Origin of the sequence: Haloarchaeobius caseinilyticus, assembly GCF_051207395.1 — an archaeon.
Lineage (GTDB): Archaea > Halobacteriota > Halobacteria > Halobacteriales > Natrialbaceae > Haloarchaeobius.
Map to the genome: position 1 here is coordinate 342333 of NZ_JBPJZC010000001.1, position 23415 is coordinate 365747.

General features: G+C 60.4%; 41 protein-coding genes and 1 tRNA gene. 16 read left to right on the forward strand and 26 right to left on the reverse strand.

All coding sequences use genetic code 11. From position 1 onward, the window contains the following. Window positions 1–156 precede the first annotated feature (156 nt). The 3 genes from ACSC1P_RS01845 to ACSC1P_RS01855 all read left to right on the forward strand — a co-directional run bounded on the left by ACSC1P_RS01845 (window position 157) and on the right by ACSC1P_RS01855 (window position 1741). On the forward strand, window positions 157–1131 hold the full coding sequence (locus tag ACSC1P_RS01845; RefSeq protein ID WP_435358423.1) for an ArsR/SmtB family transcription factor: 975 nt from the start codon (window positions 157–159) through the stop codon (window positions 1129–1131). 138 nt (window positions 1132–1269) lie between these two features. Further along, entirely contained in the window at window positions 1270–1527 is a 258-nt protein-coding gene (locus ACSC1P_RS01850; RefSeq protein WP_435358424.1) for a hypothetical protein, read from the forward strand. Between the two features lie 88 nt (window positions 1528–1615). Then, window positions 1616–1741 carry a hypothetical protein gene (locus ACSC1P_RS01855; protein WP_435358425.1) on the forward strand — a complete coding sequence of 42 codons (126 nt, stop codon included), beginning with the start codon at window positions 1616–1618 and terminating at the stop codon, window positions 1739–1741. On the opposite strand, the gene guaB is transcribed toward ACSC1P_RS01855, so the two are convergent. Further along, a complete protein-coding gene (gene guaB / locus ACSC1P_RS01860; protein ID WP_435358426.1) occupies window positions 1738–3231 on the reverse strand; it encodes an IMP dehydrogenase in 1494 nt (497 codons plus the stop codon). The genes ACSC1P_RS01855 and guaB overlap by 4 nt on opposite strands. A 232-nt stretch (window positions 3232–3463) precedes the next feature. On the opposite strand from guaB, the gene ACSC1P_RS01865 reads away from it, so the two are divergent. The 10 genes from ACSC1P_RS01865 (at window position 3464) to ACSC1P_RS01910 (ending at window position 7930) form a co-directional block, all read left to right on the forward strand. Beyond that, complete coding sequence (locus tag ACSC1P_RS01865) at window positions 3464–3679, forward strand: hypothetical protein (RefSeq protein WP_435358427.1); 216 nt, start codon at window positions 3464–3466, stop codon at window positions 3677–3679. Continuing rightward, on the forward strand, window positions 3676–4443 hold the full coding sequence (locus ACSC1P_RS01870; RefSeq protein ID WP_435358428.1) for a DUF5794 domain-containing protein: 768 nt from the start codon (window positions 3676–3678) through the stop codon (window positions 4441–4443). Before ACSC1P_RS01865 ends, ACSC1P_RS01870 begins: the two co-directional genes overlap by 4 nt. A gap of 75 nt (window positions 4444–4518) precedes the next feature. Next, window positions 4519–4749, forward strand: a complete 231-nt coding sequence (locus ACSC1P_RS01875) for a DUF5795 family protein (protein ID WP_435358429.1) — start codon at window positions 4519–4521, stop codon at window positions 4747–4749. Between the two features lie 63 nt (window positions 4750–4812). Continuing rightward, a tRNA-Trp gene (locus ACSC1P_RS01880) sits at window positions 4813–4994 on the forward strand. Window positions 4995–5142: 148 nt separating this feature from the next. Next, the gene (locus ACSC1P_RS01885; protein ID WP_435358430.1) at window positions 5143–5277 is read left to right on the forward strand and encodes a hypothetical protein; all 135 of its coding nucleotides are present in this window, start codon (window positions 5143–5145) and stop codon (window positions 5275–5277) included. Between the two features lie 225 nt (window positions 5278–5502). After that, the gene (locus tag ACSC1P_RS01890) at window positions 5503–5928 is read left to right on the forward strand and encodes a hypothetical protein (protein WP_435358431.1); all 426 of its coding nucleotides are present in this window, start codon (window positions 5503–5505) and stop codon (window positions 5926–5928) included. Then, entirely contained in the window at window positions 5925–6788 is an 864-nt protein-coding gene (locus ACSC1P_RS01895) for a DNA adenine methylase (RefSeq protein ID WP_435358432.1), read from the forward strand. The genes ACSC1P_RS01890 and ACSC1P_RS01895 overlap by 4 nt, the downstream gene beginning before the upstream one ends. Continuing rightward, window positions 6785–6991, forward strand: a complete 207-nt coding sequence (locus ACSC1P_RS01900; RefSeq protein WP_435358433.1) for a hypothetical protein — start codon at window positions 6785–6787, stop codon at window positions 6989–6991. Before ACSC1P_RS01895 ends, ACSC1P_RS01900 begins: the two co-directional genes overlap by 4 nt. A gap of 184 nt (window positions 6992–7175) precedes the next feature. Next, window positions 7176–7796, forward strand: a complete 621-nt coding sequence (locus ACSC1P_RS01905; RefSeq protein WP_435358434.1) for a hypothetical protein — start codon at window positions 7176–7178, stop codon at window positions 7794–7796. Further along, window positions 7793–7930 (forward strand): hypothetical protein, encoded by a 138-nt coding sequence (locus ACSC1P_RS01910; RefSeq protein WP_435358435.1) that lies wholly within the window; start codon window positions 7793–7795, stop codon window positions 7928–7930. The genes ACSC1P_RS01905 and ACSC1P_RS01910 overlap by 4 nt, the downstream gene beginning before the upstream one ends. Window positions 7931–7950: 20 nt before the next feature. Here the strand turns inward: ACSC1P_RS01910 and ACSC1P_RS01915 are convergent, their stop codons facing one another. From ACSC1P_RS01915 to ACSC1P_RS02025, 23 genes are all read right to left on the reverse strand, one after another. After that, window positions 7951–8136 carry a hypothetical protein gene (locus tag ACSC1P_RS01915; protein ID WP_435358436.1) on the reverse strand — a complete coding sequence of 62 codons (186 nt, stop codon included), beginning with the start codon at window positions 8134–8136 and terminating at the stop codon, window positions 7951–7953. Further along, window positions 8123–8557, reverse strand: coding sequence for a hypothetical protein (locus tag ACSC1P_RS01920; protein ID WP_435358437.1), 435 nt, complete (start codon window positions 8555–8557; stop codon window positions 8123–8125). Before ACSC1P_RS01920 ends, ACSC1P_RS01915 begins: the two co-directional genes overlap by 14 nt. Then, window positions 8557–8727, reverse strand: a complete 171-nt coding sequence (locus ACSC1P_RS01925) for a hypothetical protein (protein WP_435358438.1) — start codon at window positions 8725–8727, stop codon at window positions 8557–8559. The genes ACSC1P_RS01920 and ACSC1P_RS01925 overlap by 1 nt, the downstream gene beginning before the upstream one ends. Next, complete coding sequence (locus tag ACSC1P_RS01930) at window positions 8727–9113, reverse strand: hypothetical protein (RefSeq protein ID WP_435358439.1); 387 nt, start codon at window positions 9111–9113, stop codon at window positions 8727–8729. Before ACSC1P_RS01930 ends, ACSC1P_RS01925 begins: the two co-directional genes overlap by 1 nt. Further along, window positions 9110–9352, reverse strand: a complete 243-nt coding sequence (locus tag ACSC1P_RS01935) for a hypothetical protein (RefSeq protein ID WP_435358440.1) — start codon at window positions 9350–9352, stop codon at window positions 9110–9112. Before ACSC1P_RS01935 ends, ACSC1P_RS01930 begins: the two co-directional genes overlap by 4 nt. Further along, a complete protein-coding gene (locus ACSC1P_RS01940; protein ID WP_435358441.1) occupies window positions 9352–9735 on the reverse strand; it encodes a hypothetical protein in 384 nt (127 codons plus the stop codon). The genes ACSC1P_RS01935 and ACSC1P_RS01940 overlap by 1 nt, the downstream gene beginning before the upstream one ends. A gap of 112 nt (window positions 9736–9847) precedes the next feature. Further along, a complete protein-coding gene (locus ACSC1P_RS01945) occupies window positions 9848–10090 on the reverse strand; it encodes a hypothetical protein (protein WP_435358442.1) in 243 nt (80 codons plus the stop codon). After that, window positions 10087–10653: a hypothetical protein gene (locus ACSC1P_RS01950; protein ID WP_435358443.1), complete on the reverse strand. Its 567-nt coding sequence runs from the start codon at window positions 10651–10653 to the stop codon at window positions 10087–10089. The genes ACSC1P_RS01945 and ACSC1P_RS01950 overlap by 4 nt, the downstream gene beginning before the upstream one ends. Continuing rightward, complete coding sequence (locus tag ACSC1P_RS01955) at window positions 10653–11138, reverse strand: hypothetical protein (protein WP_435358444.1); 486 nt, start codon at window positions 11136–11138, stop codon at window positions 10653–10655. The genes ACSC1P_RS01950 and ACSC1P_RS01955 overlap by 1 nt, the downstream gene beginning before the upstream one ends. Continuing rightward, complete coding sequence (locus tag ACSC1P_RS01960) at window positions 11138–12025, reverse strand: SDR family oxidoreductase (protein WP_435358445.1); 888 nt, start codon at window positions 12023–12025, stop codon at window positions 11138–11140. Before ACSC1P_RS01960 ends, ACSC1P_RS01955 begins: the two co-directional genes overlap by 1 nt. Then, complete coding sequence (locus tag ACSC1P_RS01965; RefSeq protein ID WP_435358446.1) at window positions 12022–12243, reverse strand: hypothetical protein; 222 nt, start codon at window positions 12241–12243, stop codon at window positions 12022–12024. Before ACSC1P_RS01965 ends, ACSC1P_RS01960 begins: the two co-directional genes overlap by 4 nt. Window positions 12244–12246: 3 nt before the next feature. Next, window positions 12247–12978, reverse strand: a complete 732-nt coding sequence (locus tag ACSC1P_RS01970) for a hypothetical protein (RefSeq protein WP_435358447.1) — start codon at window positions 12976–12978, stop codon at window positions 12247–12249. A gap of 4 nt (window positions 12979–12982) precedes the next feature. Continuing rightward, window positions 12983–13459: a hypothetical protein gene (locus ACSC1P_RS01975; protein ID WP_435358448.1), complete on the reverse strand. Its 477-nt coding sequence runs from the start codon at window positions 13457–13459 to the stop codon at window positions 12983–12985. A 1-nt stretch (window position 13460) separates the two neighbouring features. Further along, window positions 13461–13748, reverse strand: coding sequence for a hypothetical protein (locus tag ACSC1P_RS01980; RefSeq protein ID WP_435358449.1), 288 nt, complete (start codon window positions 13746–13748; stop codon window positions 13461–13463). 146 nt (window positions 13749–13894) lie between these two features. Beyond that, on the reverse strand, window positions 13895–14938 hold the full coding sequence (locus ACSC1P_RS01985; protein WP_435358450.1) for a Kiwa anti-phage protein KwaB-like domain-containing protein: 1044 nt from the start codon (window positions 14936–14938) through the stop codon (window positions 13895–13897). 2 nt (window positions 14939–14940) lie between these two features. Next, window positions 14941–15498, reverse strand: a complete 558-nt coding sequence (locus tag ACSC1P_RS01990) for a KwaA family protein (protein ID WP_435358451.1) — start codon at window positions 15496–15498, stop codon at window positions 14941–14943. A gap of 234 nt (window positions 15499–15732) precedes the next feature. Continuing rightward, window positions 15733–16509 (reverse strand): ATP-binding protein, encoded by a 777-nt coding sequence (locus ACSC1P_RS01995; RefSeq protein ID WP_435358452.1) that lies wholly within the window; start codon window positions 16507–16509, stop codon window positions 15733–15735. Next, complete coding sequence (locus ACSC1P_RS02000; RefSeq protein ID WP_435358453.1) at window positions 16506–16940, reverse strand: WDGH domain-containing protein; 435 nt, start codon at window positions 16938–16940, stop codon at window positions 16506–16508. The genes ACSC1P_RS01995 and ACSC1P_RS02000 overlap by 4 nt, the downstream gene beginning before the upstream one ends. Continuing rightward, a complete protein-coding gene (locus ACSC1P_RS02005; protein WP_435358454.1) occupies window positions 16933–17241 on the reverse strand; it encodes a hypothetical protein in 309 nt (102 codons plus the stop codon). Before ACSC1P_RS02005 ends, ACSC1P_RS02000 begins: the two co-directional genes overlap by 8 nt. Further along, a complete protein-coding gene (locus tag ACSC1P_RS02010; protein ID WP_435358455.1) occupies window positions 17234–17827 on the reverse strand; it encodes a hypothetical protein in 594 nt (197 codons plus the stop codon). The genes ACSC1P_RS02005 and ACSC1P_RS02010 overlap by 8 nt, the downstream gene beginning before the upstream one ends. Further along, window positions 17824–18363 carry a hypothetical protein gene (locus ACSC1P_RS02015; RefSeq protein WP_435358456.1) on the reverse strand — a complete coding sequence of 180 codons (540 nt, stop codon included), beginning with the start codon at window positions 18361–18363 and terminating at the stop codon, window positions 17824–17826. Before ACSC1P_RS02015 ends, ACSC1P_RS02010 begins: the two co-directional genes overlap by 4 nt. After that, complete coding sequence (locus tag ACSC1P_RS02020) at window positions 18356–18991, reverse strand: hypothetical protein (RefSeq protein ID WP_435358457.1); 636 nt, start codon at window positions 18989–18991, stop codon at window positions 18356–18358. The genes ACSC1P_RS02015 and ACSC1P_RS02020 overlap by 8 nt, the downstream gene beginning before the upstream one ends. Then, window positions 18988–20124, reverse strand: a complete 1137-nt coding sequence (locus ACSC1P_RS02025; protein ID WP_435358458.1) for a hypothetical protein — start codon at window positions 20122–20124, stop codon at window positions 18988–18990. The genes ACSC1P_RS02020 and ACSC1P_RS02025 overlap by 4 nt, the downstream gene beginning before the upstream one ends. A 643-nt stretch (window positions 20125–20767) precedes the next feature. Between ACSC1P_RS02025 and ACSC1P_RS02030 the strand changes: the two genes are divergently transcribed. Further along, entirely contained in the window at window positions 20768–21424 is a 657-nt protein-coding gene (locus ACSC1P_RS02030) for a hypothetical protein (protein ID WP_435358459.1), read from the forward strand. 55 nt (window positions 21425–21479) lie between these two features. Here the strand turns inward: ACSC1P_RS02030 and ACSC1P_RS02035 are convergent, their stop codons facing one another. Further along, window positions 21480–21917 carry a hypothetical protein gene (locus ACSC1P_RS02035; RefSeq protein WP_435358460.1) on the reverse strand — a complete coding sequence of 146 codons (438 nt, stop codon included), beginning with the start codon at window positions 21915–21917 and terminating at the stop codon, window positions 21480–21482. Window positions 21918–22116: 199 nt separating this feature from the next. Between ACSC1P_RS02035 and ACSC1P_RS02040 the strand changes: the two genes are divergently transcribed. Continuing rightward, window positions 22117–22716: a site-specific integrase gene (locus ACSC1P_RS02040; protein ID WP_435358461.1), complete on the forward strand. Its 600-nt coding sequence runs from the start codon at window positions 22117–22119 to the stop codon at window positions 22714–22716. 165 nt (window positions 22717–22881) lie between these two features. Continuing rightward, entirely contained in the window at window positions 22882–23055 is a 174-nt protein-coding gene (locus ACSC1P_RS02045; protein WP_435358462.1) for a hypothetical protein, read from the forward strand. A gap of 10 nt (window positions 23056–23065) precedes the next feature. On the opposite strand, the gene ACSC1P_RS02050 is transcribed toward ACSC1P_RS02045, so the two are convergent. Beyond that, window positions 23066–23383 carry a hypothetical protein gene (locus tag ACSC1P_RS02050; protein WP_435358463.1) on the reverse strand — a complete coding sequence of 106 codons (318 nt, stop codon included), beginning with the start codon at window positions 23381–23383 and terminating at the stop codon, window positions 23066–23068. Window positions 23384–23415: the final 32 nt, after the last annotated feature.

The window sequence follows — 23415 nt, forward strand, 5'->3', positions numbered from 1 at the left end:
GACGCAATGCGGGGATGCATTGCGACTGAACCTGTCTGCTGGTCTGTTAAATACTTTCTGTCTGGTCTATCTACCGACACGTGTTGCGTCGACGGCCAGTGTCACGCCGGTCGGGGTGACGGGCAACACTTTCTCGCTCCGTCTCCTGTCTCACCCATGGTAGAGCAACGTGGCGCGTTCGACGGGGCGGCTGAACGGGTGGAAGACGTGTTGCGCCCGCTCGCGAACGACGTGCGGCTACGAATCGTCCAGGCGCTCGTGCAGTCGCCGGGGAAGACGCTCACGTACTCGGAACTCCACCGGGCGTCGGGTGTCGCCGACAGCGGGCAGTTCAGCTATCACCTGCGGCAGCTGCAGGACCGGTTCGTCAAACAGACCGACGACGGGTATCGTCTCCGACTCCCGGCGGTGACGCTGTATCAGGCACTGCTCGCCGGGACTGCACTGGGCGAGAACGAATCGCGGACCATCGCCACGGAGAGTCCCTGCCCGTCGTGTGATGGGTTGCTCGAAGCGCGCTACGCCGAGGACATGCTGTCCATCGTCTGTCCCGACTGCGACCACCACGTACATCACGTCCCGTTCTTGCCGGGGTCGGCGGAGGGGAAGTCCGACGAGGCGCTCCTTCGGACGTTCGACCAGCAACTACGGTCGACCATCGCGCTGGCGGTCTCCGAGGTCTGCCCGTACTGTGGCGGGTCGATGTCGCACGACTTCTTGGACTCTGCGGAACTGGGCAGGGAGTCGGACGACGTTGCCGGCGATGACGGTGACGACGAAACCGAGGGCCACGACGAAACCGAGGCGGACGAGAACACGTGGAAGCGCGAGAAACTGTGTGACAACGTCGTCCGCTACGAGTGCGACCGCTGTCACGGTCAGTTACGCACGAGCGTCGGCGAGACACTGTTGCAGTCACCCGCAGTCGTCGCCTTCTACCACGACCACGGGCTGGATGCGAGTCGGGTCCCGACGTGGGAACTGTCGTTCGTGGTCGACACCGACGCCGTGGAGACGCGGGCGGCCGACCCGTGGGAGTTCGTGGTGACGGCCCGTGTCGGCGACGAGGTTCTTGCAGTCGTCGTCGACGACAGCCTCTCGGTCGTGGAGACGGTTCGAGAAGTTCGATAAGGGGGTACGCAGGGCAGTTTTACCGTCGTCGCCAGACCGCTTAGCAACTGAAGGGATTTTCAGTTAGCAGACTGCCTGAAATGTTCTTCAGATTATACTTTTTACCCGTGGTGTGCTATCTGGTACTGTCGAACACACATGAAGACGAAACACCCCACGCTGCCCGTCGAGACCGGGACCCGAGCCGACCCATCGTGGCGCACGACCCTGCGTGCGCTGCGTGACCAACTGACCCTCGGTCGCACCATCCTCGCGATACTGGTCGCCGTCGAGTTGCTGTGGCTGGCGTGGTTCGTCACGCCCGTGCTGGCCATCGTCGCCGCGTTCGGGTTCGTGCTGTCGTTGCTCATCGTCGTGCCGTACATCGCAGTGCGACTCGTGACTGCAGCGATGTGACTGGCTGCTGTCGTCGCTGGTCGGCTGCGGAAAGGCAAAAACGCTAGGTGGCACTGCTTTTTCGTTCGCCGCCGTCTCTCCGAGTGCGATGTCCGACTTCGAGACGTACGCCTGTGCCGAGTGCGGGGCAGACTTCGTCGCCCGCTCCGGCGCGAACGCCGCCGAAAACGAGTACTGCTCGCCAGCCTGCGAAACAGCCGGAAAGGGACTTTAGCTCCCGTCCGGCTTGTAGTTCGGCGCTTCGTCCGTGATCATCACGTCGTGTGCGTGACTCTCGGTCTGGCCGGCCGCGGAGACGCGGACGAACTCAGCGCGCTCTTTGAACGAGGGCACCGTCTCGGCACCGACGTAGCCCATCCCGGACTGCATCCCACCGACGAGCTGGTGGAGTTCCTTACTGAGTGGTCCCTTGTACGGGGTCGCGGCCTCGACGCCTTCAGGGACGTACTCCTCGTCCTCGTCGTCGTCCTTGAGGTAGCGCTGGCCGTCGCCGGACTGCATCGCGCCGACTGAGCCCATGCCGCGGTACTGCTTGTACTTCTTGCCCTTCATCGTGACGACGCGGCCCGGTGCCTCGTCGGTGCCCGCGAAGTACGAACCGAGCATCACTGCATCTGCGCCGGCTGCGACGGCCTTGATGGCGTCGCCGGAGTAGCGGATGCCACCGTCGGCGATGACGGGAACGTCGTGCTCCTTCGCCACGTCTGCGACCTCGGCGACGGCCGTAATCTGGGGCATGCCGGAACCGGAGACGACGCGAGTCGTACAGATGGAGCCCGGGCCGATGCCGACCTTGAGGCCGTCTGCGAAGTCGACGAGGTCTTCGGCAGCCTCTCGCGTGCCGATGTTCCCGACGACCACGTCGGCCTCGACGTTCTCCTTGATCTCTCGCGCGCCGTCGATGACGTTCAGGTTGTGCGCGTGCGCGCAGTCGATGAAGAGTACGTCCGCGCCAGCCTCGTCGGCGACGATTGCGCGGTCGGTCTCGAACGGGCCGACTGCCGCGCCGGCGATGAGACGACCGTCGTCGTCACGGGCCGCGTTGTCGTACTCACGGCGGTGGAGGATTCCCTGCATCGTCACGAGGCCGATGAGTCGGTCGGCCGAATCGACGATGGGGACGCGCTCGATTTTGTGCTCGTACATGAGTTCGAGCGCGTCGCGCGCGTTGACACCTTTCGTGGCCGTGACGACCTCTTCGGTCATGGCCTCGCGCACGTGGTCTTCCTCACCGACTTCGAGGTACGGGCGGATGTCGGTGCCGGAGATGATGCCGAGGACCTGTTTTTCGTCGTCGACGACCGGCGCGCCGTTGACGCCTTCGCGCTCCATCATCTCGTCGACTTCTCGCACGGTCATGTCGGGGGAAGCCGTCACGACTTCGCGGATGATGAGTTCGTCTGCGCGCTTGACTCGCTCGACGTGGGCCGCCATCTCGTCCTCGTCGAGGTTCCGGTGGATGACACCGAGCCCGCCGTGTCGGGCCATCGCGATGCCCATGTCTGCCTCGGTCACGGTGTCCATCGCCGCCGAGAGCACCGGGACGGGTACCTCGACGTTCTTCGATACACGCGAGGTCAGGTCGGCCTCGTCTGGCTCGACACGACTCTCCTTGGGTCGGAGCAGTACGTCGTCGAACGTGAGCGCTTCTGGTACTCGCAGTTTGTCTGAGAATGTGCCGCCGTCGGGAGCGTCCTTCGCCATATAAGGGGTCCGCACGATTCCGTCAAAAACGTTCCGAGACGTTCGCTGCGTGGTTCTCCCTTTCACATTCTCCACAACCGAGAGGAACCGTGCGGAATATTGGTACTTTTTCGGCCTATGCTATACACTAGCTATGAATCGTAGATTTCGAATATACTTTGGCGTGGGTTCGGTGGTGCTTGCAGACTTCTATCACACAATCTTTATCAGTTCGGCGGACTGACCTGTGGGTATGAACTCCGCTACGCACATCGGAGCGCGCACGGTCGCTGACGGACACGACGACACCGCTAGCTCGCGCTTTCTGTTCGTAGCGAAAACACCGACGCTTCGGCGGCGACTCATCGCACTCGACGCGATTCGCCGGTCCGATATCTCTCGTCCTGCGGAGCGTCGTCCTCGGTATCGCCCCGCGGCCACGGGTCAGGTCGCTCAGGCAGCCGAATGAGTACGTCACGTCACCCCGTCGCCCTCAGACTAGAGGGTCTCGTCGGCGGGAAGACCAAGCTGCTCGCGACCGTCATGGGCCTCCCGCTCGTCGACGGTATCTTCCCCGCGCTCGTCCTCGCGGGCGCACTCGACGGGCCACTCGGCATCCTGCAGGTCGGCCTCCTCGTCTTCGGCGGCAGCGCCACCGTCGCGGTCATCCTCGCCGAGATGCAGGGGACGCAGCGCGAAATCGTACTGAGCGTCGCTGCGGTCGGCATCGGTCTCGTCGCCCTCGCCGCGGTCGAAGCCGCCCTCGCGCCGACCATCGAGAGCGTCCTCGACATCCCGACGTTCGAGCACGCGGCCGCGCTGGTCATCCTCGCCGTCGCCGCCAAGACCGCCTCGGCGCGCATCGGCGAGTACCTGCCCCGACCCGCCGTCATCGTCGGTCTCGGCCTGCTGCTCAGCCTCGACCTCTCGAACCCGCAGCTCGCCCTCACGCCCGACGCGATGCTCGTGCTGAAGGCCACCGCCGCGGCCGCTATCGGCGCGACGTTCGCCCTCGCCGTGGCCCTGCTCGCCCCGACCCTGCGCCGCAACGTCGACGTGGACCGCTTCCGCTTCGGCAGCGCGGTCGCCCTCGGCCTGCTCGCGCTGTCCATCTGGGGCCTCGAAGTCGGCTCCGCCCCGCTGGCCGTCGTCGCCGTCGCCGCCGTGTTTGCGCTCGAACCCTCCGGCGACGAGGCCGACGCACTGGACGACGCCAGCGAGTGCGCCGACTGATTTGCTCCTGCTGCTTCTCACGTCTCGCTCTCCCTGACCGGAGGGCTTACCTCTCCCGAGTGTCGTTCTCGACCCATGGCAGACAATCGCGTCGTCCAGGGGCGCATGGTCACCCCCAAGAGCCTCGCCGAACTCGTCGAAGGCGAATCCGTCATGGAAGCCGAGAACATCGCAGACGCCGACCGGAAGTGTCCCGACTGCGGCGAAGACGTCCTCTCGGTCGTCTACATGCCCAGCGTCACCGAACTCGTCACCGGCTACAAGTGCCAAGAGTGCGACTGGGCCGACGACGACCGCGACGAGTGACCGACTCCCGTAGAGAATCTGAATCGAAACCCCTTTAATCAAAACCGCCAAACGAAGGCACGAGGGGACGTGGCCAAGCCAGGCATGGCGACTGACTCCAGAGGCCACGCGCCCGGGACGAAACTCCAGACTGATATACCGAGCGGCCGACTGATCATCGGTACCGCGACGACGACCCTCTGGAGTTCCGAGGCGCACACACCGGAGATATCAGTCGATCAGGGGTTCAAATCCCTTCGTCCCCATTCCGTTCTTAAAGACCAACAGTACAGATAGAAGATACTTCTTCCTGTTCACCACCCTCGCAGAGCCACCTATCTGCGACTACTGCGGTGGGTACATCGAAGAACAGCACCAGCGGTGCCCAGCACTCGACGAAGGGGGGTGTCTGCCGTGACGACGACGACGCTCGCCGACTTCTCTGACGCAGCCGCTACCGACGACGGCGATGACTGCGAGTGTAACGAGCGCGTCGTCTGTTGGGACTGCTACTACGCCGGTCGCCGCGACTTCGGAGGTGACGAGTGATGCCGGACGACGAACACGAGTCCTGCGAATCCTCACACAGATACTGGCGGTCCACCGGCTGGGAATACTGCCCAGAGTGCGGCGAGACCTTCGACGACGGAGGTGACGAGTGATGCCGGACGACGAACACGAGTCCTGCGAATCCTCACACAGATACTGGCGGTCCACCGGCTGGGAATACTGCCCAGAGTGCGGCGAGACCTTCGACGACGGAGGTGACGAGTGATGCCCACCGTTCTCGACTTCGAGGCGGAACGCGACCGCAACAGTCAGTCGTGGCAACGCGCCGACCCCGACGCAGCCCTCATCGAACCACTGAACCGCTACGGCTGGCGCGTGCTCCTCCCCGACGGCGACCAAGTCCATCACGTGATGCTCGCGCTCGAAGACGGCGAGTACATCGGCCGCTGTCACACGTTCGTCGATGGCAAACTCACGGTGTGTGACGGTCACCACTACGGCCAGATACGAGGCGACTCAACTCCCGAGTGCGCCCACCTCTGCACCATCCGAAAGGCCGACTTCGGCGACCCCACAGACGACCTCCACGACCAGCCCATCACCGTCCAACCAGTCACCGACGACACAGTACGGATTGACCCCGACACCCACGCCGACCGCATCCGCGCCGACGGAGGTGTTCGGCGGTGACCGACGCACACGCAGGGTCGGTCGAGCGGCCGAACAACCACGTCTCGACGTTCCCGTACCCCGGTGGCAAAGGCCGCGGGTCCGACTGGATACTCGAGAAGGTTCCCGAGCACCGCTGTTTCGTCGAAGTCTTCGGCGGCAGTGCCGCTCTCACGTACAACAAGCCACCCAGTCAGAACGAAGTCTACAACGACGTGAACGACGACCTCGTGCAGTTCTTCGAGACCCTCCGTGAGCGAACAGACGAACTCACCGAGTGGGTCAAGAACGTGCCCTACTCCCGGTCGCTGTACGACGACTGGGTAGCGGACTACTTCGACGGCGTACGCCCAGACGACCCGATACGCCGTGCAGGGCGCTTCTGGACACTCCGATACATGCAGTTCGCCGGAGACATCTCCAGCCCGAACGGCTTCAAAACCCGAGCCAAGAAGTCACCAGCCCGGACGTTCGACAACGCCCGGCACCGCCTCAACGTGTTGGCCGACCGGTTCCACGACGTAATCATCGAGAACAAGGACTACACCGCGATTCTCGAAGACTACGACCAAGAGGCAGTCCTGTTCTACATGGACCCGCCGTACGTCGACGCCGAACACTACTACGACTGCGAGTTCAACCACGACGACTTCGTCGACGTCCTCCACGATGTCGAGGCCGACTGGATGGTTTCCTACGAGACGCTTCCTGACGGTCTCGACGACTTCCACATCGTCGAACGAACCCGCCGACACCGCATGTGTCGAGGGACCTCTGACGCCACCGAGCGACTGGTCTGCAACTTCGACCCATCCGAAAGAGAACGGTTCGTTCGCGTCGGCCTCTCTCAGACGACGCTTGGCGGAGGTGAGCGACGGTGAACCTCGACGAACTCCGCGACCTCGTCGACAACCGCCAGCAACGCGGCTACTGCCCCGACCACAACGAAACCACGACCATCGCCTGCACAACCCACCGATGCCACCTCTGCCACAACACGTTCAAGAACGTCATCCACGGCACCCGCTGCCCCGACTGCCCCGGCGTAGCCACCTGCGTCATCGAGGAGGAACCATGCCAGTGAACACCCGACGACGACGGCGGTCCCACACGCACACGCGGTTGGGGCGCGCCCACGCGAGTCCCCCGCAGACTCTCGTGGGGGGGCTAGTACCCACGTTCCGATTCTCGGGGGTACCCCAGCCACGTCATGCGGTTTTCGCATGGTACCACCCGCTGGGAGAACGGTACCACTCTGAGGTGGCCGCATGAGCAAGCACATCCACGGCGGTGAGAACGGGCGCAAGAAGCAGGTCAAGTTCCGCGCCGACGAGGGCCTCATCGACGCGCTTGACGACTCTCTCGACGTGTCCCGCGCCGAGTTCTTCCGGCAAGCAATCGTCGACCACCTCGACGACGACGCAACCGACGCAGACGCGGACCTTCCCGACGATGACCGGCTCCGTGACGGCTACCAGCGACTCCGACAAGTGACCGGCCCGAACGGTCGCATCGACACCGACGCCGCACTCTCCACCGTCGCCGAAGCGACCGGCGTGAAGAAGGGAGCGGTCAAGCGTACCATCATCAAGCCGCTCGACCAGCGCGGCTACCTCACGCCACGCTGGGGCGTCATCACCGTCCACGACCCAGACGAACGCGACACCACCGACGACGACGGCGACGACCGCGCCGACTCGCTCGGCCACACGTCACCCGGCAAGTGCATCGGCCACCATCCGAACGCCGACGGCACGCGGTGTCTGAAGTGTGATGAACCGCTCGGCAGCGAGTTCGAACCCGACCGCTGCACGTGCGGCACGCCGCTCGAAGACGGCGAACGCCAGTGCCCGAACTGTCGAGTCGTCGCCGACGAGGTAGAAGCATGACCTCTCGCTGCACCATCGCGAGAGAACACCTGCTCGGTGCGACCGTCTGGGCCTACGGAGCCGGAGCCGCCACCGTCCAAGCATGGACCCAGCGAGAAGACTTCTCGCGGTTCCAGTTGACTGCTACCGTCTGAAAAGAGTCGAGAACAGCCCGCTACGCCCGCTTTCTTCTTTCGTCGGTTCCGAACTCCATATCGGCGACCGACGTATCCGACCGAACCCACCCGTCTTCGTTCTCCCGGTCGTAGACGACCAGTTCCTCACCGTCACTCACGTCACGATACTCCGCGTGACCCGCGTCGGCGACACCGACCGGCGGTTCCCGCTCAGAGGAAGCCATCGAGCCACCTCCCCACGGGGAGCATCCCCCGGTGGAACAGTAGGTCGAGCGGTGTCGGCGGATACAGCGCGTGACTGACTGCATCATCGAGCGCGATTACCAACCCGACCACGACGACGACCTGCACCACGCGCGACTGAGCGCCCCAGTACGAGCGACGAAAGGCCAGCGCGGCCAGTGCCCCCACCAGCCCGACGAGCGTCATCGCCGCTCCCACACGTGGCGACAGGTACGGCCACACCGACGCGAATCCGAACAGTGCGACCAGCACGCCGCAGACGACGACGAGTGGCTCACGCTCCGGTTCGTCGTCCCACACGACCATGCACGCCACCAGCGTAACGAGCGCGCCGATGTACAGGTGATGCGGCGCGGCTGCGATACCGTCCGGAACGCGCTCGACAGGAAACGTCGGAACCATCACTCGCCCCCGCTGGCGGTCTCCTCGTCCGGCTCGTACTGTGGTAGCTTCGCCACCCAGAACTTGCCGAACCCACGAATCCGCGTCATAGCGAACTCGAACGGCACGAACAGGCCCGCGAGGAACGCCAGTATCAGCGCAGGGTCGACCGTAGGCAGTTCCGCAGCCATCAGCAGACCCTCCGAATCGTCACCGTCGCGTGGAAGTCGATTCCAGCATCAGTGCCACCGTCGTCCCCGACAATCGCTATCTCCTCGCCGCTGTGAGCGTACGCACCGATTGCCGACGTAGATATCCCGACACCGTTGTCAGAATACTTCCCCGTCGTAGTGGCCAGCCCGTACTTATCGGACGTAGTGAGCGGCAGAGACGGCTCATTGATGATGGCGATACCGGCGAAAGCCTGCGCGTTCGTGCCTGAGTCACCCATCGATGAGAGTTTCACCGAATCGACGTACCAGATTTCATCCAACGGAACCGTTCGAGAGTCGAGAACCCGCTTCCCAGACCCATCCGCACTGAACGTGAGGGTCTTCGTCTTGTCCTCAACAGTCATGCACTCTCACCGTCGGGCTGCAATCGGTCGGTCGGAAGTTCCACGTCTTCGACCGCGGCCACGCTCCCACCAGCCGCTCGAAGCGCGTCCATCGCGTCGGCGTAGGCCGTCCGCACCTCGTTCACGGTCGCGTCTCCCGGTCGGTCCGAGGTAGACTGCGACTTGAGGCGGTCGGCGTCGGAGATGATGGCCGCCTGCTTGTCCATCTTCGCCGCCAGAACTGCTGGTCTCTCCTTCATCACAGGACCCTCCGAATCTTGACGAACCATTCCGCGGTCGCACTTCCACCGTTGATTTCAGCCCACCCCTGAATCACCAGCCGCTCCTCGTCAGTGAGGTAGACACCAGCGGTAGACTGGTCGGTGTCCGGGCCGTTGAAGTTCCCCGCGCGGGCTTTCGTAGACTGAGGCAGATACGCGGGTAGCGAAGTCTGCTTATCCTGCACGCCGAACTCGATGCCGATGTGCGGGTCACTGCTGTCTGCGTCTTGGTCGTTCGTCGACAGCACATACCCCACATCGACGTACCAGAGTTCGTCGCTGCCGGGAGTGAACGAATCGAGTTCCGTCCCGTTCTGAGAATCGTCGACCGTCCCCCGGAACGTCTTCGTCTCGAACGTCATCCCGAGAACCCCGGCGCGAAGCCGTTACTGTGTACGAGAGCCAGTTTCTGAGCTTGTTCCTCGGTGATACCAGCCGCCGGAGCGCCAATGTTCGTCTTGCCGTTGAGTGCCATCAGTAATCGCTCTCCTCGTGCTCGACGCGCAGCCCGGACGATGCCGGGAACTGCCGCCGGAACTTCGTGTTTCGCTCAACCTCGTGAACCAGCCCCTCGCGTTCGTCGGTCGCACCGAGGAGCACGGTCACGGCGGTCTTCGCGTCCTGCCGCGCCGCCCGGACGTAGGCCACTACACCCAGCCCGCTCAGCGCCGTCACCACACCCGACCCAGCCATCACGAGTTCGGTGGGAGCAGTCACGTCGCCGCCCCCACGCCAGCGCCGGTCGCCGTCGCTATCTCGTCGCGGAAGATGAACAGCACGCTCAACAGAGCGGCCGGGGCCATCCACCACTGGTACCAGCCGCCGAAGAGTTCCTTACCGGCCGTCGCCAGCAGTTCCTTCTCGAACGACACCATGCCCTTCGTCATGTCGATAAGGGCGTCACCGGCCACGTCCACCCCGTCGTTCGCAGCGTCACCGGCTAGATCAGCGAAGCCACCACCGGGCGTGCTGTCGAACTGGCGTGCCCACGCTTCGTCGGTCGAGCCCGCCATGTGGTCCGCCCACCCGGCGTAGGTGTCGTAGTCGAGTATCCCGCCGCCCGCTTCGTCGTCGAACTGGCGAGCGAACGCCTCGTCGGTCGAGCCTGCGAGATGGTCTGCCGTACCTGCTACGGTGTCGTATCCTGCACCGATGGTCTCGGTCGTACCGTCGATGATGCCGCCACCGGCTTCATCGTCGAACGTCCGCGCCACCGCCTCGTCAGTCGAACCTGCGAGGTCGTCGGCGAGACCAGCCGCAGAGTCCCACAGCGACGGCATCACGCACCACCCGAGAAGACGACTGCGAGCACTGCGAGCGCGACGACTGCGTACATCACGAGGTTGTCGCTGCCTGCCGTCGCCATCGCGGGTGTGTTGTTCGGCTGGTCGTCTGGCGTCGTGTCCTCGACCGCGGACCCGCTCCCGATGTCGTCCACCTCGTCGGGGTCGCCGAACGCCAGTCCATCGAGCGCGTTCTCTAACGACTGTTCGTCTTCTTCGACTTCGGCAATCGTGTCCGACCCGTCGTTCGTGAAGACATGGATGTCGTCCTCCTGTGATTCGCCGTACGTCACGGTCGGGCCGCTATTCCCACCGCCGATAGTCTGCTCTGCTCGGCCCGTGTCTTCATCGACACTCGTCTGAAGTCCACCCGACCCGATTGCGTCGTGCAGGCTGTACTCATCACCGTCACTCGTCGTCGTGGAAGGGGTGTCAGTCTCGATTGCCCCACCGCCCCCACCACTGTCGTAGGTGTACACCATCAGTTGTCCTCGCCGCGGAACTGCGCGGCTCCAGAGACGGTCTGCCCGTCCGTGTTGTTGCGGACCTGCACTTGCAGGTCGGTGTGATACTGCTGCTGGACGTTGAACACGTGATGGTCGCCGTCGGCCAGTCCGAGCACTTCGGCGACAGTCTGGAACGGTTCACCCTTCGCCGTCCGGGCCACCAGCCGGACGTCGACCGCGTTCTCGTTCCCACTGGTGTTCTCGACAGAGACGGTCGACTCCCGGCCGTCGACCGGGATGGTCGCGTCTGCGTGCGTCGAGTAATCGCCCTCGCGGGTCGCCGTCTCCGGCGTCGTCCAGTCGAGCGACTGGTAGGCGTCGGGGGTGCTCGCTTCGAGCTGTGCAGCGCGAACGAACGCGCCGTTCGTCGTCGTCATCGGCGTCGACCGAGTGGACGCGATAGCCGCTATCCGAGCGGGCGCATCCGTCACGATGCGAATCTGCTGGAACTTCGTCGCCTCGATGAACTGAAGCCCCGACTCGACTTCGAACGAGTCACCGCCGTCGATGTCGACCGCCGCGGGCACGTCGATGTAGAGCGCGCATGACCGGAGGTTGTCCGCCCCACTGAGTTCGGCCAGTGGCTCGAACTCGGTCACGTCCTCAGACATCTCCGAGTTCGTCATCACGCCATCGAAGAAGTCGATGAGCGTCGACCCGGCAGGGACGCCCGTCGCACCTCCCTTCGGCGCGGCGATGTAGTCGTAGACGTTGGTGACGTTGTCGGTGCTCGCGGCTACCTCACCGTCGCTATCGGCTTGTGCAGCGACGACGTGCGTCTGGTCTTGGACCGCGCCGTGCGTCGGCGACTCCGGTTCGTCGAACCCGAGCAGGTCACGAATCCAGCCCCAGCCGTCGGTCACTGTCCTGCCTCCTTGTACGTCACGTAGGCGAGCATGAGAGTCTGAAGTGCCATCAGCAACACAATCAGGTCCTCCGAGTCGAGTTCAACCGCCGTCCCGTCCGCGGTCTGGAACGCGATAGACGGTCCGCTCTCGGTCGTCGTCGAACTCGAAGAAACGTAGGATGTGCTGACGCCACCGGCAGACCCGCTCTCGCCCTCGATGAGCGGGCGGTTCATGGCTCAGTCCTCCGCGAGATTCAGACGGACCGCCCGTGACAGGCCCGGAATCTGCTTCTGGGAGCGAGCGACGGGAATGGTCATCATCGCGTTGACCGCCACGTCGCCGTTGTTCGTCGCCAGTCCGCTGTCGTCCCACCGGTACGCGACCGGCCCGTCAGCGTAGACTTCCAGCTTCCAGTCCTTCGGGACCACGCGCTTCAGCGGGTCCTCACCGAACTCCATCCGCGGCGGTTCCTTCGTCTGGTTACGCTCGTGGAGTGCCGCACTCACGTCGTCGTAGACCACGTCGGCCATCCGACCCTGCGACTTCGGAGCGACACGCTCGATACTGACCTTCACCGGGTCACGCGCGACGTAGAACGCATGCAGCGTCTCGTCGTTGCCGCTGTCGGTGTAGTCGAACGAGTTGGCGTCGTAGTCCACCGAGTCCGGCTGCACACGCTGACCGTCGCTGTAGAGTTCGAGCGAACTCGTGTTCGGCGTGTCGATGAGTTCGTTCGAGAGGTTGTGCGTCTCCGTGTTACCGGTCCCGTCGGCGGTGAACTCCTCACCGACGACGAAGACCAGACGCATGGCCGCCTCACGAAGCACGAGCGGTACCTTCGCCTTGAACGAGGCTATCTTCGTGCGCTGGTTCGTCGCACCGTCGGTCAACTCGAAGTCGGCGCGCTTGAGACTCTGGTTCTTCGCGGGCGTGTTCTTCAGCGCGGCCTCGGCTTCCTGCTGTTTCATCCGTTCAGGCCCCCGTCTCGACGACACCCTTGCGGTACGCGTACAGTTCCGAGTTCGCCCAGTCGATCTGCTCGCTCGACTGGAGCTCGAAACGGAGCACGTCGCTGTCGCGGATGTTGATGCGTTCGCCCGCGAGTTCGACCTTCACGGCGTCGATGTTCTCCGCGTTGCGCTGGTCGGCCGTCGAGAGCGTGTTCCACGCCGCGATGTCGCCCGTCGCCTTTGCGACCTGCACGGGCGCGTCGTCGGTCGGCCGGAGAACTCGGATGACCAGCGACGTGTCCGGCGGGAGGTAGGCGTCACCGCTGTTCTTGAACTGCGCGATGATGGGCAGTCCCACCTCTTTGCCCTTCGCCACGCGGTTCAGGAGCGAGATAATCGTGCCGTCGGTCGGCTGCACTTCGAGGATAGGCGTGAGCGTCCCGGCGACGTTCTGAGACTGCGTTGCCTCGTCGGAGAGGTGCGAAAGCGAGCGCGCCATCTCAGTTACCTCCGAAGCTGGTAACGCGGTTCTTCAGCCCGAATCGCTGGGCGAGTGCGTCGATGGTGTAGACACCGGAACCGACCGAGACCATCCGGCGACCCATCTTCTCACCAGCGGCGATGCCAGCGAGACCGTAGGCTTCGTTCGGGATGTCGAACGGCGTCGAACCCTCGGCGACATTGGCCACCATACCAGGGCCGAGGTACCCCGCCGCGACCTCCGCGGCGTCCATCCACGTATCATCGTCTGCGAGCGCGTCGAACGCGCCACCAAATTCCATTGACATTGCTGCACGCCGACATCGAAGAGTAGAGGCGATAAAACGCCGCGTGCGGCTTTCATGATGACTGCGTATTGTGACGGAAAATATTCGTCAAACGCAGGCGTAAGGCTTGTCGGAGAATCCGTTAGTGCCGGAACTACAAATCTCGGTTATCGAGGGTCTTTCCCTCCCCTCGCGATGTACTTGTCTTCCTCGTCCTCGTCAGCGATTATGTCGAGGCCAGAAACCACAAAGTCATCGTTGAGCAACTGGAGTATCTCGCCTACCTTCCGGAAATCAGTTACCCGTAACTGCCACGTTCCGTCTTCTTCGGTTTCTACTTTCAGTGAAACGTCTTCAGATTCAGAAATAAGCGTCTCTGCCCTTTCCTGAGTAACATCCTGGTACTTCCCTCTATTCTTTATCTCCCTCATCTTCCGAAGGCCACTGCGGCTATTGCGTACTGTTTGCTCGACCTTCTCCATGTCTGCGATATTTATTTCGGAGTCAACGAGGTACTCGAAAATCTCGTCTGCGTCTTCTTCGTAGTTCTCGAAGTAGTTGAACAGACGCTCGAAGCTGGTGTGATTGAAAATGAAGAACACGCCATCATAGTAGACTACATCAAACGTGTCTGGGAGTGCCACAGGATTTTCCTTTAGTTTATCATATTCTTGATTTCCGAATGTGGCAATCTTAACTCGGTAACTGCTCCCAATAATCTGTCGTGTAGTGAAATCACGAAAAGCGATTAGCTCAGGTCGTATGTTGTTTTTCACTCTGAAGACCTGGAATTGGATATTATCTGTCCGAGTAAAATCGGTTTCATCACTGATTGTGAGGTCGTTCAGGACACTACGAAAATGCTCCTCATCTCCAAGACCGTCCTCTTCTATGTACTGAACTGGTCGCGGTGACTGAGTTAGGTTTTCTACGTCGTACTCTTTAATCTCTACTCTTGGATCAACATCATCATCATCCTCCTCATCAGATTCACCGAGGGCAGAAAGCTGGTATTGAATCTGGTTCGTGAGATTGATATTTAGCTCGGTAAGGATATCAGAGTGAAAACCAACTTTTTCAACGTCATTCTCCTCTTCCGAATTGTCCGAAGAGCGGACCAACAGGAAATCGCGATAATACTCTTCAGGGTCGCAATTAGCCACCTCTTTGGCCTCCTGAAGCATATTTTTCGCCTCGCGGTCAGAAACCATTACTAGATTGCGATGTAGACGCCATTACTTAATTCCACTGCTGATATGTCGGTCGGCCGGTCCTCTATCCGCTGGTTAATCAGTAATGTCAGTTGTTGGTCTTCGGTGTTGACTTCATAGATGTTGTATCCAATGATTCCAAGCACCGGGTTTATAAATAAGTGATTTGACCGAATCTGTATAAATCCGATTACTAAAAAGAAGCTAACGAAGACAACCCAGTTTGCCAACTGTGATAGGTCAAGAACGACGAACGGAAATATGTATACCAATATGTAGTTCGTGATTGCATCATTCCTGCTTCTGGCTTTTTGTATCTTCTTGGGCTCTGGCTCCTTCGATTTTCTAATCTTGAAGACAGTACCCAGTATTACCAGTGAAACAATGGTCAGTAATAGCCAAAATATCGAAACAAGGGGGACCTTTGCATGGTGAACTACAGGAATAACAGCCGGTATCTCCACTTGAATACTAGAGTGTTTGTAGGCGAGAATCAAGTACAGTGGAACGTAGGAACTAAAGAAGATGCCCCACTTGAATATTGATCTGATTCTCGCCATCTGAACTAGGACTTGTCATCGTGTTCGTAAAATCTTTGCGTGGCAATTTGGCCTTCGGAGAACCCAAGACGAAATATCAGACCAAACTGCTCCGCGTTCCGTTCCAACACCCCATAAGATAGCCAATCACTTCTGGTCGTGATGGTTCATATCCGAGTTCTTCGGTGAGTTCAGCCCTTATCTCTTGGAATCGTTTGGCTTTCCCACTTCGTAGTGTTACATCTATTCTCATTCTCAGAATGGGTGCTTGATTTGCTTCCGGTCACTCGCGTAGTGCGTACTCTGCATCTCGAAGTCGCGTGAGTCCAGCCGCTCGGTCCGCTGGTCGTCGGTGTATATCCACTCGCTGCCGACCGTGTGACCATCGTCGTCGACGAACCGACGCAGTGCGAGCGGCTTACCGTCGACACAGAGTTCGTCGGAGAGGTGGGAGACCCGCTCTTTGTCCTTCAGGTGTACGTCGGAGTCGTACTCGATGGTGTCGAGTTGGTCGATGTCGTTGGTCGTGCCGAACCCACCGAGCATCGAGGCGGTGCAGCATGAGAGGATATCTTTGTCGATCTTGGCGAACCGCTGGAACATCCAGCACACGCCGAATCCGTCGCCGTGATAGGTCGTCGCCAGCGTCGATATCTCCTCGGGATAGCTGCCCTTCTGCGGGGCGAAACGGTGCGCTTCGTCGAGCACGAGGAACACGGAGATGTCCATGCGTTCGAGCGCGATGATGAGGCTCTCCAGAAGCTTCTGCCACTGTTCGTCCCTCAGTCCGACGCGGACGATCTGGAGTCCGCCGACCGACGAGACGATGCCCTCCCACTGGTCGGGCGAGATGTTCTCGCTCCCGCTCGGCGCGGTCATGCGCTTCAGGTGGCCAGTCTCGACAAGTCCACTGTACTCGTCCTTGTAGTCGAGCACTATCGTCACGTCGTAGTCCTCGGAGTTCTCCTCGATGTAGGAGTGACTGACGTAGGTCTTGCCCCAGCCGGTCTGGGCGGCGAACGCGAGGTTCACTGTCCCCTCACGTTGTCGTCGATGCCGATGCGGACCGACCGGCCGACGGCGTCGTTCAGCAGTCGTTTGTTCTTCGTCTCGCGGTCGTGGCCGTCGTACCCCGGTACAGGTTCCTCCTCGGAGAGACACGACGCTTCGAGCCACTGCATGTAGTCCGGTGGGACGTGCCATGACGCCTGCCCGGTCGGGAGAACGACCCAGACCACCGGCCAGTCGCTTCCCTCGTCGTCGAAGTAGAACCCGGCGTCACAGCCGATACGCTTGCGGTTGACCGCCATCGAGAGTGCCAGCAGGTTCCGGTCTGTGTAGGCCTTCTCCGCCTCCGTCCGTGCCTCCTCAGCCGCACGCTTGGCGTCCATCGCCTCCGAGAGACCGTCGCCGACACCGCGGGCCGCGCTATACGCGAGGCCGTTGATGAACGAGTCACCCATCGTACTCACCACCCGGCAGCGTCTCGGGTCGAACGAACACGTCTTCGATGTCGACCGTTGGTTCGTCGATGCCGTCCCACGGTGCCCGCAACTCGCCGTCGAAGTCGTTCGCCCACCGAACCCGGAAGTACCCGAGGAAGGGGCCATTACTCCCCTCACGTAGTACCACGAACGGCTCCCCGTTCGGGTCCTCACCGAAGGGGTCGACCACCGTCTTTGTGGCACTGAACCCACCGCGAGCGCACGTCAAACCGAACGCGGACAGACCGGCGTCGACCACCGCGCGACGAGCGTCACCCATCGGTCTCACCCTCGCGCAGTTCCTCGGTGACACGCTCGATGCCTTCGTTCGCCTTCGTGACGCCAGCCGCGATGACGCCCTTCATCTCCTCGGCCTCACGCGAGTTCGCGTTCTCGTCGCCCTCTGGCCACTCCACAACCAGCGTCTCGAACTCGGAGAGCGTGCAGCCGTAGCGCGACCGGACGTAAGCCCCGGCGAGTGCGTCTGTCTCGCCCTCGGTCCCGTTCTCACGGAGTAGGTCCGCCCATCGCTCTAACTGCGCCTGCCAGTCGTCGAGCCCGACCTTCTGCGCGGCTTCGTCGGCGTTTTCCAGCCCGGAACAGTGCGTTACCCACCACTGTCGGAACCGACCGTTCAGCTTCGCCTCGACGACGTGCTGAATCTGTGCCTTCCGGTCCTCCACCGTCGGCATGGCCGTGATACGCTCCTCGTCGTCGAACCCGGCTGCCTCCTGCAACTCGGCGACGGACGAGACGAGTTCGACTTCGGCGGTCGCGACGATGTTCAGTGTCGCGTCTCCCATCCGCGAGTTGAGCATCTTCCGGGCCATCTTGCGCTTCATGCCGTCGGTCATCGCGCCCATCATGCGCCGACACCTTCCATGACCGCGTTCGAGAGTTCAGCGTCTTCGACCATCACGGAGCCACAGAAGACGACCGTGAAGACGACGATACCCTGTCCGGGCGTTAGTTCACTCGACTGGCCGTGCTCTGCCAGCCAGTCGTCGATGAACTTGTCCAGGTCGAGCTGTCGAGCGAGGTCGGCGTACTCATCCATCGCGGCCTGCCGGTCGTCCACCTCGGTCCCGGCGCGGTCCTTCGCGGCGACGGTCGCCATGCCGAGCGCGTTACAGTACACGTCGCCCAGCGTGGTTCGGTCGGACTCCGGCGAGTGCGACGGCGTCGTGTCGTCGGCAGACTCGCTCTGTTCGTCGTCGCTTTCCTCGGTCTCGTCGTCCTCAGTCTGCTCTGCGTCTGCTTCGGCGACCTGTTCGGCCACGTCGTCAGGGATGTCGAGATAGTCGTCGTCACCGAGGTCGGGAGTGTCAGCACCCTCGGGACTGTCTGGAACGGCTGGTTCAGCCTGGTCTCCCGCCTGTTCGTCGGTCTCGGCGTCAGTCATCGGTCGGACCCTCCTCGATGAGCGTGACTTCCGAGCCGTCGTCGCCGCTCTGGCCGCTCTCCGGCTGGTCTACCGTCTCCGTGGGTTCGCCCGACCCACGCCGACGAATCAGCCAGAACAGCACTACGGCGAGCACGACACCAGCGACGAGAAGGGTGGTAGTCGAGAACGGGAGCGGGATACCACCGCCGAAACCACTGCTACCACCGTCAGAACCACCCGATTCGGTACTACTTTCGCTGGTAGTTTCAGTGGTAGTCGAGTCTTCGCCGTCAGTCGATTCTTGCTGGTTCCACTGCTGGTCGATTTCTTCATCCGTCGCCATGTCCTCCTCCTCAGGGGTGCTACCAGTTGCTTCACCACCGGTTTCGGCGGTGCTTTCGGTGGTAGTCTCGCTGGTAGTCGAGTCTTCGCCGTCAGTCGATTCTTGCTGGTCGTCGGTGGTCTCCTCGGTGGTAGTCTCGTCACTACCAGCGTCGGCTTGCTGCTCGACCACCGCTTTCAGGTCGGTCCAGTCGTGGTAGTCGTCGCCGGTCGAGTTGACGTGCGTCCGTACCTGCGTGAGTGATTTGTCGTCCGATTCTCCGTAGTCGCACCCCTCCACGGGGCACCAGTGAGTGTCATTCATATCGTCGTCTGGCCGCCCTCGGCGACCTGAAATTCGTCGGGTATCTGCTGCTCTGTACTCTCAGGGTCCGGGCCATCGTCGGGTCGCTCATCAGCCATGATGCCGCCAGGATTCTCGTCGATCTGTTTCTCTGTCTCCGGCTCCACGTCGCTCCGGTCCTGTCCGGGGAACCGCGTCTGGTCGCTCGCCCGGCCACCTTCGAGGTCGCGCTGCTCGTCGTGCTCGATAACTTCGCCGTCGACGTCCGCCGCGAAGTGTTCGAGCGTGCGAACCTCGGGGATGTCCGCGGGCAGGCCATCGAGCGCGTCGAGTAGGTCATGCAGCCGGTCGGGATGCAGCCGGTCCTGCCCGTGACGCTCCCGAATCGCGTTGATAGCCGCTATCGCACCGCGGGCGTTCGTGACCGCCTCGCGCACGTCGTCGAGTTCGCGAGAGAGTCGGCCGATTCCGGACTTGTAGCCCTGCCAGCTACGGTGCAGCGCGCCCGCTTCCTGCGGGGACACCTCCATCTCGGGATACTCGCCGCCACCGACCGTGACGAGTTCCGACTGCTCGCCGGAGTCGTCCGCGGTGTCGTCGAGGAACAGCCCCACCTGCTCTCTCGTGAACCCGCACTCGTCTTGGAGGAACTCGCAGGCTTCGGCCTCGCCGTTCTCGCAGTGACCGGCCGCGTGTTCGCACTGGCCATCGAGTGCCTGTTCCAGTTCCGCGAGTCGTTCGTCGTTCGACTTCTCCGCGTCCAGTCGGTCGCCGGTCTCGTCGCGGGCCGCGCGCTGCATCACGCCGCGGTGTTCGTCGGTCGTCAGCGTACCGTCGTAGTAGGCGGTCCAGTCGTCGACACCGGCATCGGCCGCGATAGCCTTCACTGCCTGTGCGTGCGGGACGTTCGCCCGCGACTGCGAGAAGTCGATACGGTCCTTCTCTGCCTCGGTCAGCGAGAGTTGGCCGACGCTCCGGTAGTCCTCGCGAGACACCGCCGACACCACGGCCGCCTGGTCGAGCACGCGGTCGGGTGCATCGCCGACGAGCGTGACCGTCAATTTCCGAGCGTCGTCGTGCGGACAGAGGTAGTCGTCGTGAGCGTCGCGGAACTCGCGGGCATCGTCGAGACTCCCGAACTCGAAGTCAGGCACCCTCAGACCTCCGTAACCGGTTCGTGGTCGCGGGCGAGATGGACGCATATCCCGACTTTCGACCACCGATGCTCGCCACAGTCCTTGCGGGGACACGACCGCCACCCCTCGTGATTTATTCCGAACTCTTGCCTACTCGCCATAGACACACCCAGCCTTTTCGACGCTCTGCACGAACCGAATACAATTCTCGTCCCACCGAATGGTCTCCGTTTCAACCATACACCAGCGTCATTCACGGAAAAGATAAATTTCCACCAAATTGTAACTTCATATTATGGTAAGTTCTTAACTCCGAACTGCTATGGAAAGAGTTGTACGTATCGTTTGGATAACTTCTCAGGAGATGGGCCGAGAACAATTCTCAGCACCGGAAGAGTCCAGTCGAGAGAAACGACGAAAATCTGCCCTACAAGTCGAGTATTCACTTTTAGGAGCATTTCTTGGGGCATTAGTTGGATCGGCAAATATCCCGAAAACCACTATATTGCCGTTGATTGCCTTTCTCATCGCTTTGCCGTTTTTGACAAATCGGTATTGGGAACGAATTTACTCGAAACTCCCCCGTTAGGGTTGAAAAGAACCCAATTAACTAGCATACAGTCAATAATCTTATTATTTAGTACACCTGTTGTTCGTGTTAATGACCGAATACGAGCACATCATGTACGCCTCTGATTCCCACATCAGTCAATTATTCTCGGAACACTTTGGTGATGTAAGTCAAATCGAGGTCGAATCGACTGAAGAGATTTCCTCGACTGTAGAGGGGAAACTTGGAGCTCTTGTAGCAAGTCTAAATGGTGATGTCTCTGGCGGAGTCAGCACGAGCGAAATCAAGAAAATGAATTTCGACGATGACCTCTTTCAGATTAAGGCAGTAGTGAATGAACTGGTTCAAGATGATAGTATCCCTCAGGTTTCTGAATTGGGTAACCTGAGTGGGAATCTCAATAGTCTCTATCGGTTTTCATCAGAGGTCATTCTAACCCCGGCAGAGAGCCCGATCGACGATGAAAATTACGTAGAGGTGACTGGGTTTGAGGGCGATGTAAAATTTCGAGGAATCACTTCACTCGAAAACTGGGGCTCCCGAAGCCACTTGTTAAACGCTAAGCGTGCTGATGATACGTATCCGTTTCAGGGTGTGTTTACTCCCATCTCGGTTGATAGACAGGTGTTGGATACGGTCGAGCTAACCGTGCAGTTTCTGTTTATCTGTGCCCCGGACAAAGAGGCTCGGAACAGGTGGTTTAATAGGCAGAATCTCAAGAAGGAGTTGTTCGAATTGGAAAGCTAATTAATTCATGCTTGATTTGCTAAACCTCTAACCCACTGTAGACCGATGGCAATTTTCAAATTCCGCTATACCTGAACTCATCGGGGAAATCTTCTGGTTCAGCTTTAAATTCACCTTTCTTTGCCCAATCCATTACGTCTGGGACTACAGCCTTAGTCAGGGACATCGGAATTGGCGAGTTATCCGGAATCCGACTTTCGACTTTTTTACGGTCGAATCTCAGTTCCTTTTCATACTCTACTCTGGTTCCTCCAGGGGCATCATGCTGGTAATCTACCAATCCGAACATTCCCCCATTGATGTTGTCTACAACGTTGACTTTGACGACGACTTCAGAATCTGTTGTCTCAATAACCTCTCCAGAGACAATCCGCGAAAACGTTCTCTGACCATAATCATGATCTCCCGGGGAATCAACTATGCTGAATCGGATTTCGTCGACACCCACATCAGGCGAATTAATCGGATCTGATTCCGTAAAGGTGTAATCCATGAGTAAACCTGTTTCTAACTTCGTATAAATCTATGCAGGAGGAAATTGGAGTTCAACGCGATAACCTATAGTGATTCAATCGTAAATATGGATTCGTAGTTGTTGGAGAAGTACGACGGCGAAGCGCGTAATAGGCCGATTTCAGGCTGGTTCTCCCGCTGGAGAAGATTCTAGGTGTCGTAGTTCTCAGGAGTAGTGTATGCGCATCGAACGCAACGAGAACCAGCACTCCTACCGATGTTGGCTCACCCCCGACGAGTACGATAAACTTCAGCGCGCGGCTGGCAGCTACCGAGACTCTCTCATCATCCGGCTCGGTGGTGAGGTTGGCCTCCGGTCCTTCGAGATTCCGCAGGTGAAGCCGAAGCACGTGCGTCAGGTCGACGGTCACGCTCGGTTGCGCATCCCACGGGGCAAGGACACCGAAGGTGGTGGTGGGAAGCCACGAGACGCCTACCTGCCGGAAGATGTCGAGTCCGACCTGCTTCGATACGCGAACGTCGAAGGCATCGAGCGCGACGAGCAACTTGTCTCGATAGGCGACCGGCAGGTACAACGCCGAGTGAAGACGACGGCGAAGCGAGTGGCTGACGAGACTGGCGACGGCGACTGGCGAAAGGTGAGTAGTCACGACCTACGGCGGTACTACGCCCAAGACCTGCTCGTCCGCGAGCAGATGAACCCGCGAATCGTCATGGCGGTCGGTGGCTGGAACTCGTTCAGTGCCATCGAGCCGTACCTGAACGCGCCCACCCCCGAAGTGGTAAACGAAGCCTTTGAGAAATCGGGCCGCGCCTGACTTCCGGAACTCTTCCGGAACGCTTTCCGGCCCCTTTCCGGAACGCCCCCTGTTCCGGATAGTAGACCTGTCGAGAGTCCCGATTTCGGAGGGTGCTATCACTTCCGGAACTTTCGGAACGCACCCTCTAAACCCTATATGTCACACGATTTTACCTGTCTGTGTATGCCCGCCAACGATGATTCAGCCGTCGAGAAGTTCGAGGTCCGTGTTACGGTTCCCGACGAGATTCTCGAATCTGTCGAGCGCCGGTTAGCGGAGACCGGTCAAGCAGACAACGAAGAGAGAAGAGAGGAATTTGTTCTGGAGCACCTGAGAATTGAGTTCGACAACATCTGACTCGTAGCAATTACTCGTTTGAACTGAGAGAGTCGAGAACTTCTGCAATACGTTCGTCGTACTCTTCTTCAGAAGGAATCTCCTCAAACTGAGAGTCGACTTCTAACCTCAGCTTAATCGAATTACGAATCCACTGTGACTTAGAATCCCCATACGAGAGCCGGTTTTCCACCTCTCTGTCCAGACTCTCATCCATGTTGATTGTCGTTCTAACCATGTTCTGCATTTCAGAGGTTGTGAAGTTAAGACCACCGGAGCCTCCAATCAGCCACTGGTAATGCATCCATGCACCACAGTAAAGACTAAGTAATGCAGGTAGGAAGTGCATAACTGCATGACGGATGAAAGTGCAACCGACCG

What these genes read in the sequence shown, in the direction of transcription:
- ACSC1P_RS01845 (WP_435358423.1), top strand. Translation starts at nt 157, where the DNA reads ATGGTAGAGCAACGTGGCGCGTTCGACGGGGCGGCTGAACGGGTGGAA.
- ACSC1P_RS01850 (WP_435358424.1), top strand. Translation starts at nt 1,270, where the DNA reads ATGAAGACGAAACACCCCACGCTGCCCGTCGAGACCGGGACCCGAGCC.
- ACSC1P_RS01855 (WP_435358425.1), top strand. Translation starts at nt 1,616, where the DNA reads ATGTCCGACTTCGAGACGTACGCCTGTGCCGAGTGCGGGGCAGACTTC.
- guaB (WP_435358426.1), bottom strand. Translation starts at nt 3,231, where the DNA reads ATGGCGAAGGACGCTCCCGACGGCGGCACATTCTCAGACAAACTGCGA.
- ACSC1P_RS01865 (WP_435358427.1), top strand. Translation starts at nt 3,464, where the DNA reads ATGAACTCCGCTACGCACATCGGAGCGCGCACGGTCGCTGACGGACAC.
- ACSC1P_RS01870 (WP_435358428.1), top strand. Translation starts at nt 3,676, where the DNA reads ATGAGTACGTCACGTCACCCCGTCGCCCTCAGACTAGAGGGTCTCGTC.
- ACSC1P_RS01875 (WP_435358429.1), top strand. Translation starts at nt 4,519, where the DNA reads ATGGCAGACAATCGCGTCGTCCAGGGGCGCATGGTCACCCCCAAGAGC.
- ACSC1P_RS01890 (WP_435358431.1), top strand. Translation starts at nt 5,503, where the DNA reads ATGCCCACCGTTCTCGACTTCGAGGCGGAACGCGACCGCAACAGTCAG.
- ACSC1P_RS01905 (WP_435358434.1), top strand. Translation starts at nt 7,176, where the DNA reads ATGAGCAAGCACATCCACGGCGGTGAGAACGGGCGCAAGAAGCAGGTC.
- ACSC1P_RS01910 (WP_435358435.1), top strand. Translation starts at nt 7,793, where the DNA reads ATGACCTCTCGCTGCACCATCGCGAGAGAACACCTGCTCGGTGCGACC.
- ACSC1P_RS01915 (WP_435358436.1), bottom strand. Translation starts at nt 8,136, where the DNA reads ATGGCTTCCTCTGAGCGGGAACCGCCGGTCGGTGTCGCCGACGCGGGT.
- ACSC1P_RS01920 (WP_435358437.1), bottom strand. Translation starts at nt 8,557, where the DNA reads ATGGTTCCGACGTTTCCTGTCGAGCGCGTTCCGGACGGTATCGCAGCC.
- ACSC1P_RS01925 (WP_435358438.1), bottom strand. Translation starts at nt 8,727, where the DNA reads ATGGCTGCGGAACTGCCTACGGTCGACCCTGCGCTGATACTGGCGTTC.
- ACSC1P_RS01930 (WP_435358439.1), bottom strand. Translation starts at nt 9,113, where the DNA reads ATGACTGTTGAGGACAAGACGAAGACCCTCACGTTCAGTGCGGATGGG.
- ACSC1P_RS01935 (WP_435358440.1), bottom strand. Translation starts at nt 9,352, where the DNA reads ATGAAGGAGAGACCAGCAGTTCTGGCGGCGAAGATGGACAAGCAGGCG.
- ACSC1P_RS01940 (WP_435358441.1), bottom strand. Translation starts at nt 9,735, where the DNA reads ATGACGTTCGAGACGAAGACGTTCCGGGGGACGGTCGACGATTCTCAG.
- ACSC1P_RS01950 (WP_435358443.1), bottom strand. Translation starts at nt 10,653, where the DNA reads ATGCCGTCGCTGTGGGACTCTGCGGCTGGTCTCGCCGACGACCTCGCA.
- ACSC1P_RS01955 (WP_435358444.1), bottom strand. Translation starts at nt 11,138, where the DNA reads ATGGTGTACACCTACGACAGTGGTGGGGGCGGTGGGGCAATCGAGACT.
- ACSC1P_RS01965 (WP_435358446.1), bottom strand. Translation starts at nt 12,243, where the DNA reads ATGAACCGCCCGCTCATCGAGGGCGAGAGCGGGTCTGCCGGTGGCGTC.
- ACSC1P_RS01970 (WP_435358447.1), bottom strand. Translation starts at nt 12,978, where the DNA reads ATGAAACAGCAGGAAGCCGAGGCCGCGCTGAAGAACACGCCCGCGAAG.
- ACSC1P_RS01975 (WP_435358448.1), bottom strand. Translation starts at nt 13,459, where the DNA reads ATGGCGCGCTCGCTTTCGCACCTCTCCGACGAGGCAACGCAGTCTCAG.
- ACSC1P_RS01980 (WP_435358449.1), bottom strand. Translation starts at nt 13,748, where the DNA reads ATGTCAATGGAATTTGGTGGCGCGTTCGACGCGCTCGCAGACGATGAT.
- ACSC1P_RS01985 (WP_435358450.1), bottom strand. Translation starts at nt 14,938, where the DNA reads ATGGTTTCTGACCGCGAGGCGAAAAATATGCTTCAGGAGGCCAAAGAG.
- ACSC1P_RS01990 (WP_435358451.1), bottom strand. Translation starts at nt 15,498, where the DNA reads ATGGCGAGAATCAGATCAATATTCAAGTGGGGCATCTTCTTTAGTTCC.
- ACSC1P_RS02000 (WP_435358453.1), bottom strand. Translation starts at nt 16,940, where the DNA reads ATGGGTGACTCGTTCATCAACGGCCTCGCGTATAGCGCGGCCCGCGGT.
- ACSC1P_RS02005 (WP_435358454.1), bottom strand. Translation starts at nt 17,241, where the DNA reads ATGGGTGACGCTCGTCGCGCGGTGGTCGACGCCGGTCTGTCCGCGTTC.
- ACSC1P_RS02010 (WP_435358455.1), bottom strand. Translation starts at nt 17,827, where the DNA reads ATGATGGGCGCGATGACCGACGGCATGAAGCGCAAGATGGCCCGGAAG.
- ACSC1P_RS02015 (WP_435358456.1), bottom strand. Translation starts at nt 18,363, where the DNA reads ATGACTGACGCCGAGACCGACGAACAGGCGGGAGACCAGGCTGAACCA.
- ACSC1P_RS02020 (WP_435358457.1), bottom strand. Translation starts at nt 18,991, where the DNA reads ATGAATGACACTCACTGGTGCCCCGTGGAGGGGTGCGACTACGGAGAA.
- ACSC1P_RS02030 (WP_435358459.1), top strand. Translation starts at nt 20,768, where the DNA reads ATGACCGAATACGAGCACATCATGTACGCCTCTGATTCCCACATCAGT.
- ACSC1P_RS02035 (WP_435358460.1), bottom strand. Translation starts at nt 21,917, where the DNA reads ATGGATTACACCTTTACGGAATCAGATCCGATTAATTCGCCTGATGTG.
- ACSC1P_RS02040 (WP_435358461.1), top strand. Translation starts at nt 22,117, where the DNA reads ATGCGCATCGAACGCAACGAGAACCAGCACTCCTACCGATGTTGGCTC.
- ACSC1P_RS02045 (WP_435358462.1), top strand. Translation starts at nt 22,882, where the DNA reads ATGCCCGCCAACGATGATTCAGCCGTCGAGAAGTTCGAGGTCCGTGTT.
- ACSC1P_RS02050 (WP_435358463.1), bottom strand. Translation starts at nt 23,383, where the DNA reads ATGCACTTCCTACCTGCATTACTTAGTCTTTACTGTGGTGCATGGATG.